The organism is Formosa bonchosmolovskayae (genome assembly GCF_051016085.1).
In the GTDB taxonomy this organism is placed as follows: Bacteria; Bacteroidota; Bacteroidia; order Flavobacteriales; family Flavobacteriaceae; genus Formosa.
The window spans coordinates 931,768-946,460 of sequence record NZ_CP174605.1; the positions used below are offsets into that span (position 1 = coordinate 931,768).

7 protein-coding genes are annotated in these 14,693 nt (G+C 34.9%); all 7 read right to left on the reverse strand.

All coding sequences use genetic code 11. From position 1 onward, the window contains the following. Positions 1-55: 55 nt before the first annotated feature. The 7 genes from ACKC83_RS03905 to ACKC83_RS03935 all read right to left on the reverse strand — a co-directional run bounded on the left by ACKC83_RS03905 (position 56) and on the right by ACKC83_RS03935 (position 14,427). Positions 56-1,897 carry a family 43 glycosylhydrolase gene (locus ACKC83_RS03905; protein ID WP_434037086.1) on the reverse strand — a complete coding sequence of 614 codons (1,842 nt, stop codon included), beginning with the start codon at positions 1,895-1,897 and terminating at the stop codon, positions 56-58. A 349-nt stretch (positions 1,898-2,246) separates the two neighbouring features. Then, entirely contained in the window at positions 2,247-4,589 is a 2,343-nt protein-coding gene (gene bglX, locus ACKC83_RS03910) for a beta-glucosidase BglX (RefSeq protein ID WP_434037087.1), read from the reverse strand. Positions 4,590-4,593: 4 nt separating this feature from the next. Next, a complete protein-coding gene (locus ACKC83_RS03915) occupies positions 4,594-5,400 on the reverse strand; it encodes a prolyl oligopeptidase family serine peptidase (RefSeq protein ID WP_434037088.1) in 807 nt (268 codons plus the stop codon). A gap of 22 nt (positions 5,401-5,422) precedes the next feature. Beyond that, a complete protein-coding gene (locus ACKC83_RS03920; protein WP_434037089.1) occupies positions 5,423-6,790 on the reverse strand; it encodes a glucoamylase family protein in 1,368 nt (455 codons plus the stop codon). 59 nt (positions 6,791-6,849) lie between these two features. Further along, on the reverse strand, positions 6,850-8,262 hold the full coding sequence (locus tag ACKC83_RS03925) for a RagB/SusD family nutrient uptake outer membrane protein (RefSeq protein WP_434037090.1): 1,413 nt from the start codon (positions 8,260-8,262) through the stop codon (positions 6,850-6,852). A 20-nt stretch (positions 8,263-8,282) separates the two neighbouring features. Further along, a complete protein-coding gene (locus ACKC83_RS03930; protein WP_434037091.1) occupies positions 8,283-11,381 on the reverse strand; it encodes a SusC/RagA family TonB-linked outer membrane protein in 3,099 nt (1,032 codons plus the stop codon). A gap of 250 nt (positions 11,382-11,631) precedes the next feature. After that, the gene (locus tag ACKC83_RS03935) at positions 11,632-14,427 is read right to left on the reverse strand and encodes a LuxR C-terminal-related transcriptional regulator (protein ID WP_434037092.1); all 2,796 of its coding nucleotides are present in this window, start codon (positions 14,425-14,427) and stop codon (positions 11,632-11,634) included. Positions 14,428-14,693 lie beyond the last annotated feature (266 nt).

Genomic DNA, 14,693 nt, shown 5'->3' on the forward strand with positions numbered 1-14,693 from the left:
TAGTGTGTTTGTTTGATTAAATAATGCTTAAGACATACTCAAGATGCAATATGATTTATTGAGCAAATAGAATATCACTTTGTACAGAAATTCCATTTTCATTAAATGCTTCTATAGTAAAATAATATGGCGTATCCCGATCTAAGGAACGCATAAAATGTTCATTTGTATCGTAAACTTGCCATGACTGATATAATTTATCTTCTGCAATTCCCCAACGGATATTATAACCTTGCGCGCCTTCTACAGCATCCCAAGAAAACTGCACATCTCTACGATCGTCTTCTCTTTTTACTTTAAATCCTGTTACGCTTTCTGGCTTATCTCCTAGTCCTATTCCAAAGACTCTAAATTCTGACATTGCAAAATTTGTCCCAGGCACTTTAATATTGTTGTAGCGCACATATTTTGCTTTTACAGGAGCGTCTAATACTATGTATGCATTTGGTGTGTCCTTTTCGCTCGTACTTCTGTCTACAACGGTTTGCCAGTTAACACCATCTTCTGAGGTTTCAATTGTAAATCGATGTTTTAATCCTTCGGTACGTGTATAAATTCCTGATTCGTGGTCATGGAAATTCAACTGAAAAGCGTTTATGTTTCCAGGTTTTAACATGTCTATAGTGATCCATTGTTTATCATCATTGGCTTCTGCAACCCAAAATGTTTTAGGATTCTCGTCTGTTAATACTTTTGAGATTATTTGACCATCAGTATTTTTTTCTAAAGGCAATTCTGTGACTTCTACAGCATCATCATTAGACGTAAATTTCTTAATCTGCATTAAAGAAGAAGAGACAGTAACATCACCCTTATAAGACAATAACATCCAACCATTATGTTGGCCAGCCTTTGTAGGATGATTAGCGCCAAAACGCGGATAATCGCCATAAGCGGTATTGGTATACATCAAGCCATCGTCGTCAAAATATGTAGGAAACATACACAAACGACGTTCCCATTGCGAATTAGAAGCAAGCGCCATGGTGGCAAAATGCCAATATTGTCCGTTGGTTTGCTTCACCGTTATTCCATGTCCTGCACCATTTGTAAATCCGCCTGGTTTAAAACTCATCGGATTATTTTTCATATATGTAAAAGGCCCTAATGGTGTATCTCCAATATAAACCCCATCGGCATACACATTAAATTGAGTTCCTGGTGCGGCGTATTGCAAATAATATTTTCCGTTATGTTTGGTCATAGAAGCACCTTCCATATAGCCTTCCTTTAAAGTTGGATGGAAATTATTCTCGCCAAAGCGTTCCCATCCGTGTGCGTCTTCGTCGAGATTAAATAAGTCTTTACGCACACCAGTTTCTAAAAAACGATCGTCTTTATTCAGTATTTTCACCTTTAACGGATTCACATTAGAAGAGCCCCAGTACAAATAGGTTTCTCCATCGTCATCTATAAATAATTCCGAATCTTGAATGTCGGTAGATATAGATGCTGTCGGTTCCCATTTTCCACTTTTTGGATCATCTGTATAAAGAATACTTCCGTAGCCCGCAGGATTACCAGCAAAATACACTAATGAATCCTTATAGTTGAAAGCTGTAGGTGCGTTACTACCTTCAAAAAACCATTGTTCTGGCTTAATAAAATCCCAGTTTACCAAATCGGTAGAATGCCAATAGCCAAAAGAACGCGTGACAAACATGTAATACTCGCCTTTAAATTCTATAACCGCTGGATCTGCACCAGAACGGTACGATTTATTCTGACTTGAATTATAAACCATATAGGTATAATCTATATCTAATGGATTAATGTATGTTTCAGAATTTATCTCTGTATTTTCGGCTGTATTAGAAGGTTGTTGTGCCTTCCGATTCTTTTCATTATTACAAGAAAAAAATAATATTATAGTGAATAAAAAAAGTAAATTTTTCATGATATATAATTTAATGTCGTTTTGGGTTAATACATTATACAACGTGCTACCCTTTTAATCTTTCAAACGGTTTACACGCACGATCTGTATTTCATTTTGGCTCGTGTTCAAGTTTTTTTTCTAGGACCAAATATTCCTTTTTGATGTGCTTAAAGGATTACTTATTCTGAAATACGACTTGGTTTCAAAATCAATGTGCTCCTCTGAAGGCCTTACTATAGAATTTCGGACCTGAAATGGTATCGTTATCTAAGAAGTAAAAGCCACACAAATTAATAAGAATATGGGGGTAAAAACTTAAAATATATGTGTGGCATAAGGACTTGCTATTAGTTAATTAAGGCCTTTTTTACTCTGTCAACTCAAAGGATTTCATCATTTGAGCATCCGAATTTGTTCCTACAAATACTTGAAACTGTCCAGGTTCAGCCACAAAATCTAAATCTGAATTATAGAACTTTAAATCTTCAACAGATATTTTGAAGGTTACAGTTTGAGTTTCTCCTTTCTTAATTAATACTTTTTGAAAGCCTTTTAGCTCTTTTACAGGTCGCGTTACAGAGCCTACAAGGTCTCTTATATATAACTGCACCACTTCTTTCCCATCGTAATCTCCAGAATTAGTCACGTCTACAGATACATTAATTTCGCCATCCATATTTATTACAGAAGCATCTAAATTTAGATTTGCATAATCAAACGTCGTGTAACTTAAACCATACCCGAAAGGATATAAAGGTTCATTACGAACATCGATATAATTACTTTTAAATTTTTCGAATTTTCCTTCAGAATTTCCAAGCGGTCTTCCTGTGTTTTTATGATTGTAAAATAATGGCACCTGACCTACATTTCTAGGAAAGGTAGCGGTTAATTTCCCTGAAGGATTTACATCTCCGAACAACACATCTGAAATCGCTAAACCAGCTTCACTTCCAGGAAACCATGCATTAAGTATGGCTGGTACATTTTCGTTTTCTTCAACCAAGACTAAAGGTCTTCCGGTAAACAGTACTAAAACCACAGGTTTTCCTGTTTTAAGTAACGCATTCAATAAATCTTTTTGAACTTGCGGAATACCAAGATCTGTTCTACTACTGCTTTCTCCACTTAATTCTGCAGACTCTCCAATAGTAGCTACAATGACATCAGACTTTGCTGCTATTTGAAGCGCTTCGTCTAGCAATTGTTTATCTGTACGTCCGTCACGCGGAATATCTTTACCAAACATTGTAGCACGTTGTTCTAGCTCTAAGTCGTAATCGATATTACTTCCTTTAGCATATAACATAGTTGCTTTGTCTCCTATCACCTCTTTTAAACCATCGAAAACAGAATTAGATTGTTCTTGATCTGTAGCCACACTCCAAGTCCCTGCCATGTTATTTGTAGCTTTTGCTAGAGGACCGATTAACGCAATTGTTCCCGCTTTTTTAAGTGGCAATAACTGATCTTCGTTTTTAAGCAACACCATAGATTCTGCAGAAACTTTACGTGCAAAGGCTTTATGTTCTGGAGTAAATATTTCTGTTTTAGCACGATCGAAATCACAATATCTATAAGGATCGTCAAACAAACCTAACTGATATTTAGCCGTTAAAATACGTTTTACAGCTGTATCAATTTCATCCATAGACACTTTATCATTTTCAAGAGATGTTTTTAATGTTTTCACAAACGCCGCTGGAACAGAAGGCGAATCTCCTGCCATATCCATATCTACACCTGCTTTTAAGGCGAGTTCTGAAACTTCATATTTATCTCCTACACCATGAGCAATCATTTCGTAAACACCAGTATAATCGGTTACTACAAATCCATTAAACCCCCAATCGTCTCTTAGTAAATCTGTAAGTAACCACTTATTTCCTGTTGCAGGAATACCATCTACTTCATTAAATGATGCCATTACAGAACCTACTCCAGCATCTACAGCCGCTTTATACGGCGCTAAGTATTCGTTATACATTCTAATACGACTCATATCTACGGTATTGTAATCTCTTCCTGCTTCTGAAGCGCCATAAAGTGCAAAGTGTTTTACACAAGACATAAGTGTATTGTTTGCGGCTAAGTCGTCTGACTGATATCCGTTTACCATTGCTCTGGCAATAGCACTCCCTAAATAAGGATCTTCTCCATTACCTTCGGAAACGCGTCCCCAACGTGGATCTCTAGAAATATCTACCATTGGCGAAAACGTCCAGTTAATTCCATCTGCACTCGCTTCAACCGCTGCTACTCGAGCTGTTTTTTCAATCATCTCCATATCCCAAGAACTCGATAAACCTAAAGGAATTGGAAATGTGGTTTTATAACCATGAATAACGTCCATTCCAAAAATTAATGGAATCCCCAGTCTACTTTGCTCTACAGCAATTTTCTGAACTTCATAAATCTTTTCGGCTGTTTTAATATTGAATAAACCTCCAACTTTACCTTCTTTTATGCGTTCTCCAACATCAGAACCTTTAGCAGCACCTGTTGTAATATCGCCAGATGTTGGTAAATTTAACTGACCTAGTTTTTCTTCTATAGTCATCAATTTTAAAATTGAATCGACTTTAGATGCGAATGGATTCTCTTCTGATGTTTTAGAATTTATAGCTGTATCGCTTTTAGAATTACAGCTTACACACGTAATTGCTATAATTAGAATACCTGTTATTTTTACAAAAAATTGTTTTGTCATTATATTATATTTTATTCGATTTAGAGAAAAGCCATGTTAATAATTCTGGTTCTGCAAAAGCAGCATCCCAACTATTATGATTTGCAAAGTCGTATAGTGTAAATCTTGGAGATCCGCCGTTGTTTAGAATTGCGGATACCATGTTTATGGATAAATTAGGGTCTACCACATCGTCTTTTGCGCCATGAAAAACCCATAACGGGATAGACTTAGCATATGCCATAACAGATTTCGGATGTCCACCACCACATATTGGAATAGCTGCAGCAAACACATCTGGTTTGCGATAGAGAATTTCGAAGGTGCCCATGCCACCCATAGATAACCCCATAACATACACTTGATTGATTTTTACATATGGTTTTTCTACGATATTATCCATTAAATCCATAACCAAAGCCATCGCTTTAGTAGGTGTTTCTTTGTATTTGTAATTGAACGTTATTGGTTGTGTTGATCGATCGGCTTCTAGTTTTGCCCAATAATCATTTTCAGGGCATTGTGGAAAAATGACTATTGCTGGAAAAGTATTTCGTGTACTTTCCTTTAAAAATAAATCACTACCATTTACTAATTGCTTCTTATTATCGTTGCCGCGTTCTCCTGCCCCATGAAGAGCTAAAACTACTGGATACGACTTATCTTCAGAAAACCCTTTAGGCAAAAGCATTCTGTATTGTAGCGTGTCTGTATTTACAATATGTGTTTTACTTAAAAATAAATCTTCAGTCTTTTGTAACTGCTGTGCGTTTAATACAAAAGGCATAATCATTACTAAACACAGTGTAATTATATAAGGTTTTAACGTCATATTTATAGCTTTTAAGAGGTGATTAATAAATAAAACCAAGGACATCTAACCCGTTTTGTACATTGCTGTTTTTCATAAATAAGCGCCAAAGCAACCCTGTTCTATAATTCTCTATCATTACTGGAATTGGACCTTGATCGATAGCGAGGTATCTGGGTTTATACCAATTATCTTGGAAGCTAAAAGCATCGTACGGACCGTATTTACCAACTAGACTATCATGATTTTTATAAATATTTTTTAAAACATTCATACTTTCTTTTGGCGTGTATGGAAAAGACGACAGGGCGGCAGTTGGCGAAATAACACCAACATCGTTTCCTGGCCTATGTCCATTGTAGCCATTGACAGAATAGCTAGAGGTTAATCCCCAAAGGCTATCGCCGTATCCTTTATAATTAAGCGGATTATCGACTGCATATTTATAATGTATTTTAGCCTGATTCTGCGTTAGCGTCCAGTAATTTGCATATTGATCTGTTAAGTTTCTAGGATCTAAACCTAAGTACGAATAATGCGCCCAAAATAATGGTCCGACCAAATCTGTATCATTATAAAAATAGTTTAAGACCAAATCTTCGTTGTAGTATGTTTTACTAGAAACAATACTTCCATTTTTTGCCCAACCTTTTTCGTAAACTGTCGGACTAATAGGATGAGTAGGCGATGCTGCCGCTAGTACATACATGATTAAACACTCATTATATCCCTGAACAGGCATATTCATATCCCAACCATAGTTTGGCGACCAATGCCAATACAACACGTCTTCGCCTCCTTTAGTATACCAGTCCCATTCTACAGTTTTGTATAATGCATCGATTTTAGACACCAGTTCTTTTTCGGCCTCGGTATCGCCATCAAAATATTCTGAAACGGTTAATAAGCCTTGGATCAGAAAGGCTGTTTCGACCAAATCCCCGCCATTATCTTTTTCGCTAAAAGGAAATACCTTTCCTGTTTCACCATTAATCCAATGTGGCCAAGCCCCATGAAAACGATCGGCTTTGTCTAGGAAATCTACTATTTTAGCAAATCTTACTAGTGCCTCTTCTCTAGAAATAAATCCGCGCTCAATACCCACTAGAATAGCCATCAATCCAAAACCACTTCCTCCAGTTGTTACTGTGTTTTCTGGAGATTCCAAATAGATATTATCCATGTGTATTCGCTCGCGTGCTAAACCTGAATTAGACTCTGCTCCTTCCCAGAAATAATTGATAGTTTGCTCTTGAATTCGATTTAAAAGAGCCTCATCTGAAACAACATTCTCTATTACCTCCGTATCCTCTGCTGTTTCTTCTTTTTCCTCTTTTTGGTTGTTACAACCAAATAAAGAAAGTGATAGTATACTTATTAAAACAAATTTACGTGTACATAGTATGTTCATAAATGATATCTTAAAATTTAGTCACACCCAACCAAATAGGTGTGACTAAAACATTTATATTATTCCCACCCTGGATTCTGTACCATTGTAGGAGTTTGTACTAATTGATTATAAGGAATTGGGAATAATTCATGTTTCCCTATTACAAATGTTTTCCCATCGGCAGCCATGACCTCTTTTGCTTGTCCAGTTCTAACAATATCAAACCAACGATCGTGTTCCATAGCTAATTCTAAATGTCTTTCGTTCCAAATTTGCTCGACTGTAGGATTACTAATTGTAGGCAGACCAACTCTAGTTCTCACTAAATTAAGAGGAGTTGCGGCATCCTGACCGATGTATGTTGCGGCTTCGGCTTTAATTAATAGTATTTCGGCATAACGTAATATTCTTATGTTTTTATCACCATCGTCTGAACCTGCTGAAGCACTAGAATATGCTTTTTCATTATATCTCGGATTTTCAACTTCAAACACTTTGCGACCATCCCATAAAGTTTCACCTTCAAAAATGATAGATGCATTCATTCTAACCATATCACCTTCCGCTTCGAAAGCTTTCACAAGTGTTTCGGATGGCGTGTTGTAACCCCAACCCCAACCATCGGCTCCTCTGGCGCCTTGAGTTTGTGAATATTGTTGAACACCATGTTGGATGGCTTCTCCTCTTGCCTGTACTTCAAAAATAGATTCTACACCATTCTCTGTTGAAGCTCTCCATAATTCTTCATAATTTGGATGTAAACCATATTCTCCGGAATTAATGACATTGTTAGCCATATCGTATGCTTTTTGCCACTCTTTTTCATACAAGTAAACTTTAGATAAAAGCGCCTGAGCTGCTCCTTTTGTAGCACGTCCTAAATCGGCAGCATTGTATTCACTTTTTAGAGGTAGTGTAGCAATCGCGTCTAATAAATCGGCTTCGATATAAGCATATACATCGGCTACTGGTTGTCTTTCAACTAAATCGACATCTTGCAAAGGCACTGCACCAAAAGATCTTACTAGCCAGAAATAATTTAAAGCTCTTAAAAACTTAGCTTCCCCGACTAATCTGTCTTTATAAGTGGCGTCTGTCAATCCATAATTTTCAGCATAATCTATAGCAATAGATGCTCTATTTATAGATTTATACCAGTTTTGCCACATAGAAAGAATAGAACCTGCACTACTAGTAAAGGTTAGCGCGTCCAACACATCTTTATCGGCTCCAGTATCGGTTGGAGAACTTCCTTTATCGGCATTATCAGATATAATTTCTGTAATTCCTAAATAGGAAAATGCATAATCCCATTCGGTTAACATACCGTAAGCACCATTTACCATTTCTTGAGGCGTTACTGTTTCGGTATCGTCTTGTTCTAATTGATCTTGACTATCTACGTTTAAATAATCTTCACTACAAGACGCTGTAATTAAAAGCAGTCCGATAGAAAATAGAATCTTTATATTTTTAATATTATTTTTCATAATAACTGATTTTTAAAATTTTACAAATCGATGTTTATACCAAATAAGAAGGTTTTAGTATTTGGATATGCAGAAAGCTCTATTCCTGACACACCGCTTGCTCCCGCTGCTCCTGGAGAACCAACTATTTCTGGAGTGAAACCAGAATACTTAGTAAACATAAATGGGTTTTTAGCAGTCGCATAAATTCTAATTCTAGACACTTGATTTATTAGGTCTGGTAAAGTATAACCTATGGTAATGTTGTTAATTCTTAAATAATCTCCATCTTCTAAATAGTAACTTGAGGCATAAGAATCTCTAGCAGCTCCAGGATTTACATTGGTAGACCCTTCGCCCGTCCATCGGTTTGCAAATGTATCGTACGCTATATTTTCACCACCATCTATACTTGTTCCTTTTAATCCGTTATAAATTTTATTCCCTCCAGATCCAAAGGCATCCACTGTTAAATCGAACGCTTTGTAATTAACACCAAGATTAATTCCGAAGTTATAGGTAGGCAGATAAGAATCGAAGTATTTTTTATCACTATCGTCTATAACACCATCGTTGTTCTGATCTTTATAACGTAAATGTCCTGGAGCAGGCGTACCGTAATGCGGATTGCTATCTATTTCTGCTTGGTTTTGCCAAACACCATCGGCTTCCCACATCCACCATGCATAAATAGGTTGTCCTTCTTGTAATCTCTTTGTTATTTGTCCGTTAGACAAACTTCCTCCGGTCTGACCATCATAAGCCGACTTTACATTCTCTACGTTATTATCATTCTTAGAGAATACAAAACCTAGGTTATAGGATAAGTCTTCAGAAATATTGTCTCTCCAATTAAGCTCTATTTCAAAACCTTTGTTAAGCACCTCTGCGCCATGATCGTAATAATTAGATCCTTCTCCAGACGTATAAACCGGAGTAACATTTAAAATCGCATTTTCTGTATTTCTATTGTAGTAGTTAAAGCTACCTGATAATCTAGAGCTATAGGCTTGAAAATCTAAACCAACGTTTGTTTCTTTAGTGATTTCCCAAGAAATTGGATAGATAGAAGCCCCTAAAGCAGCACCATATACTAAATCTTGATTTGCGCCAAACACATAGTTTACATTACTACTTCCTGGAGATGTTGTATAAGTTGACACATTAAAAGGCACATCTGAATTCCCTAATTTACCCCAACCTACACGTACTTTTAAGAAGTTTAAATTTTCTATATCACTTAAAAACGATTCTTTAGTTAATACCCAACCAGCACTAAACGATGGGAAATTTCCAAAATACTCTGTATTGTTATCATTATTAAATGTGCTTATACCATCTCTACGAATATTGGCTTGTAGAAAGTATTTTTCGCTAAAGTTATATTGCAATCTTCCATAGTACGATAATTGGTTTATAGGCGTAGAAGAAAATTGTTGAGACGTTTGCTCGTAGTCTTCGGATGCAAAGTTGATATTCCAATATTGCTCTTTTTCAGGCACATCGTATGCAAGCTGATAAGTATTAAATGTATTATTCTTACTTCCTTTAGTAAGACCTGCTACCACATTAATAGTATGCTTTCCTATTATTTTATCGAAGGTTAAATAGTTATCCCAGTTGTATCTATAACTTTCGGACGTAGAATATGACAAATTATTATCTGCATAAGCCGTAGTTGTTGGATTTGCGGCTTTTAAAGCGTTAAAATCTGCTTCATCCTGTCCCGTATTCATTGTTAAATATTGAGACTTGATATCGTTAAAAGATCTTGATTTATAATACGATTTTGTTGCTCCAAAACGAGAATTCGCTTTTAAAGAACTTGTTAGCTTAACTTCCAAATCGAAAGATCCTTGCAAGTCTGTAACCTCATCTTTCTGATTTTTATAATACACAGTAGCCAAAGGGTTTCCTATAGAGTTTAAACTACTGTTACCTTGGTAACCAACGAGTCCTGTATTAGTATTCCAATCGGACTGACCAAAAGCACCATTATCATAATACGTTGGAACTAAAGGCGATTGGCGGTAAGCTTCGTTAAAAGCTTCGAAAGGCTTAGGTGTTTCTTTGGAAAGCGCAGCACTAAAGCTTTGTGTTAATTTTACTTTATTATCGAAAAGATTGAAGGTATTGTTAGATCTTAACGTGTTTCTAGTTAAATTTTGACCTTGTAAAATACCATCTTCATTATAGTTATTTAAGCTGAAGAAATAATTAATATTTTCATTCGCTCCAGAAACGGCAACATTATTACTGTTAGATAATCCCACTTCTGCTAACTCATTGTACCAGTCTGTATCGTATGCTTGATTGGTAGATAATAAATCTGTCGATCCTAACGATGTACGCACTTCATTAAAATAAGTGATATACTCTGAAGCATTAGACATTTTTACTTGGTTAAGCATACTCGTTGCTCCAAAATAAGAACTTAACGCAATTTTTGCTTTGCCGCTTTTACCTTTTTTAGTGGTTATAAAAATAACACCATTGGCAGCATCCATACCGTAAATAGCAGCCGATGCAGCATCTTTCATAACATCCATAGTTTCAATATCTGAAGGATTTATGTTACTAATACCGCTTACTTGTATACCATCTACAATGTAAAGTGGTGTTGTACCAGATGCAGCAGTTCCTAACCCTCTAATCATAACTACGGGATCACTACCAGGCGCATTGGTATTAATAATATTTACACCAGATAATTTTCCTTGTATAGATTGTGTAGCATTTACAGCAGGTTGCTTTAAAAGTTCCTCAGATTTTATACTTGAAACGGCTCCTGTTAAATCGGAACGTTTTTGTGTACCATAACCTATAACAACAACCTCATTTAGAGATTCTACATCATCTTCTAATAGAACATTCACCACATTTTGATCACCTACAGTAATGGTAGACGATTTAAATCCGATGAAACTAAATTCTAAATTATCACCTTTATTTGCGGTAATTGAGTAGTTCCCATCAAAATCGGTGGACACTCCATTACTGGTTCCTTTTACAATAATATTTACTCCTGGTAATGGGACACCATCATTTTTACTTGTTACAACACCACTAATTTCCATTTCTTGTGCAAAAGCAGTAAATGAAAAAAATAGCATTAACAACAGACTAATCTTTGTTTTCATATTAGTATTATTAAAAGTTAAATATTCAGTTTGTTTGTGTGACTAAATTATAACCTCTTGTTAAATAAAGTTAAAATCCGTTTACATTTTAAATACGTCATTACATCCTTAAAATGTTAAAATGCATCAAAAAAACTCGCTTGACGTACCTTATACTTTTTAAAAAAACGTTGTAGTTGAAAACAAATGAAGCAAATGACGTAGTAATGACGTAGTGCTTAATTACGTAATAGATAATAAAATAGGGTGCTTATTTAAAATTTAACAAGTAATCGGTAATAGAAATGTCATTTTCCAAATCTAGCTTCTTTTTTAATCTATATCTATGCGTTTCTACACCTCTAGCAGAGATATTCATTAAAGGTGCGATTTCTTTTGAAGACAGATTCATTTTGATGTAGGCACAAATCTTTAAATCCTTTGGTGTAAGCTTAGCATGTTTGGCTTTTAGACGTTCAAAAAATTCGTCGTGAACCTGACTAAAGTTGTTCTCGAAAACTTCCCATTCGTCTTTAAGAACGATTGAATTTTCTAACTTTTTTAACAGCTTTTTAAACGAGTAGTGACTATTAAAACCTTCTTTATTAACCGTTAATTCTTTTTTAATTTCTTGAAGGGTTTCATTCTTTTTAACCAATGCCATGGCATTATTGGCTAACTGCTTACTTTTAAGCTTAATTTCTCTTTGTAACGCTTCATTCTTAAGCTCGACAATTTGCTTTTCGTTTTCTAACGTCTTTTCGCGTAGTAGTTTTTGTTGTTCTTTCTGATATTTAATCTTAATCAGGCGTTGCTCTTTTTCAATTTTCTTTTTCTGCATGACGTAGAATATGATACCGGTTAAGATGGCAATAAGCACATATAATAAAAAACCAAAGGTATCTCTATACCACGGTGGAAGTATATCGATTTGTAAATCGAGAGCTGGAGAAACTGTTCCGGAATTACTGCCGGTTCTAAACGATATGGTATAATTTCCATCCTTAAGACTAGAAAACTCAACTTTATTTCCATCGATTTTATACCATAGATTATCGGTATTCGAAATTTTGTATTCAAAAAAATGATTGACAGACCGTGCTGAAGATAGTTCTATGGTAATATTTTCATTAAAATTAAAGCACACCTCATCGTTTGTTATCTCGGATAAATTAATGGGAACACCACCAACAGCTACCATTTCTATTTTTGGTTTGTCCAAGGCATAATTAGATGGCGTGGTACTATTTATCATCATAAAACCATTATCTAAATTTAAAGCATACACCGAGTCGTTTATTTTAGAGACATTTTCATACCCTACAATATATCTATTCTTCAAAAAATCGTCACTTAAAACAAGTTGTTCATCATCGTTGGTAAACGATTTAAAATTGATAAAACCTTCGTCATTTTTTAAAGCGAAAAGATTCGTATCGTCTTCAGAGATAATATAACTATGCTTTCCTAGTTTTGTATTTAGCAATTTGTAAGGCACAATAGAATCTAAAATAGGCTCATACTTTTGCCAACCTTCACTAGTTTTAAAACTGATATCATTTTTAATATTGTAAACCCTAATATTATAATTAGAGCTTATGCCTTTTTGCTGATAATTTTCTACACTTTGAATCGTTTGATAATTATCGTCGAAACGAATTTTATAAATCCCTTTAGTTTCATGAGCAACCCAAGCGGTATGCGCATTCTCGAACACCAGAAAACGGGAAGGGATCATGGCTTTATCGAAGTGCTTTACCGTCCATTCACCTTCTTTTTTTTCAAATTTCACTAAACCAGAATACGTGCCCTGTATATACGTATTACTTCGTTCTGGAACTTTCTTTATGGTCCATCCTCCGGTAAAACCAGAGATCTTTTTAAAAGTATTATCGTCTACTAAAAAAGTACCTTCGTTATGCCCACAAAACAGCTCGTCTCCTATAATTGTTAAATCCCAAACCTGACCTTGAGATCCCTCTACAAACTCTAGCTTTTGGTTGGTATCTAATCTAAAAAGCCCGGTATTAGTCCCAATATAAATAACACCTTTAAACGAAATAATATCGTAAACGGCGCCTAACTTACCAGAAACATCATTAAAAAAATAGTTTGTACTATTAAGTTCTATATTGGCAATTCCGTTATCTAAACCTAACCAAAGATTATCGGAGCTATCTAAAGATTGCCCTAAAACCGTATTATTGACTAAGCCATTTTCTTTACTAACATGAAACTTTAAATTTCCAGAATTATCGGTTAAAAAAACGCCATCTTTTATAGTACCGAAAACCATTTCTCCATTTTTTAGAATAGAAAAATCGTTAAGCTGATGTTGTTTTATTTTTTCATTGATTTGAAAATTGGTCGAGATTAACTTGTTGTTCTTTAAAAAGTAGCTTCCTTTTAAGGACGTCATCAAGAGTAGTTTATCGTCGTACTTATTTATAGATATAATTTTAGTATTTATAAGTACATCGTTAAAATAAAACGGTTCCAGTGTATTGTCTTTAAGTAAAAATATGCCTTCACTTAAGGTACTGACGTATAAATTGTCTTCTATAACACTAAAGGAAATAATTAAAGAATTAGACTTTAGTTGTACGACACTCTTATAATCGTATATATAAATATTTGAAAACGATCGGAAAATTATTTTGTCCTTGAATTTTACGATTCCCCATATGTCCTCATTAGGAGAAATCTTCTCGAGAATAGTATCACTTAGTGAGTGATATTTTAGCACTCCAAAACCGTCTTTTTGCCAATACCCAAACTCTTCATAAGAACCGGTATAAACAATATCGTCTACAGTCAATACAGAACGCACGGTGGTATTGTTTGGCAATTGATAAAGTTTCCAAAGCAAGGCATCATATTCTAATAAACCACTACTATTAGCAACATATACTTTACCATTTTCCGCTCTTGAAATATCCCAATTTTGGTTAGCTGCTTTATATTCTGCTAAACTGTAGTTTTTAATGCTGGGAGAAAACTGAGCATGCCCTACCGATAGAATTAAACAATAAAAAAGTATAGTTAAAATTATTGAACGGTTTCTCATTCTGCTATGCTACTTATTTGCTTTAAATTATTAACATTTAACTGTGCTGGGTAATAGCCTTATTCTAGCATACACCTCTATTAAAATAAAGATTAAAGGTAAAATAAAATTGATAAATAGTGTCGGTCCATGAACTGTTATCACATTCTTCTATCCCATTTTTAACCATAATTTTGTTTTAAATGACTTCACTCTAATCTAAAATAATACTTTAAAAGGAAGACAGGAGTTATAAAGAGAGTGCTAAAATTAGCCTATAAATAGTA

Coding starts and splice junctions, on each gene's coding strand:
- ACKC83_RS03905 (WP_434037086.1), bottom strand. CDS start 1,897: ATGAAAAATTTACTTTTTTTATTCACTATAATATTATTTTTTTCTTGT.
- bglX (WP_434037087.1), bottom strand. CDS start 4,589: ATGACAAAACAATTTTTTGTAAAAATAACAGGTATTCTAATTATAGCA.
- ACKC83_RS03915 (WP_434037088.1), bottom strand. CDS start 5,400: ATGACGTTAAAACCTTATATAATTACACTGTGTTTAGTAATGATTATG.
- ACKC83_RS03920 (WP_434037089.1), bottom strand. CDS start 6,790: ATGAACATACTATGTACACGTAAATTTGTTTTAATAAGTATACTATCA.
- ACKC83_RS03925 (WP_434037090.1), bottom strand. CDS start 8,262: ATGAAAAATAATATTAAAAATATAAAGATTCTATTTTCTATCGGACTG.
- ACKC83_RS03930 (WP_434037091.1), bottom strand. CDS start 11,381: ATGAAAACAAAGATTAGTCTGTTGTTAATGCTATTTTTTTCATTTACT.
- ACKC83_RS03935 (WP_434037092.1), bottom strand. CDS start 14,427: ATGAGAAACCGTTCAATAATTTTAACTATACTTTTTTATTGTTTAATT.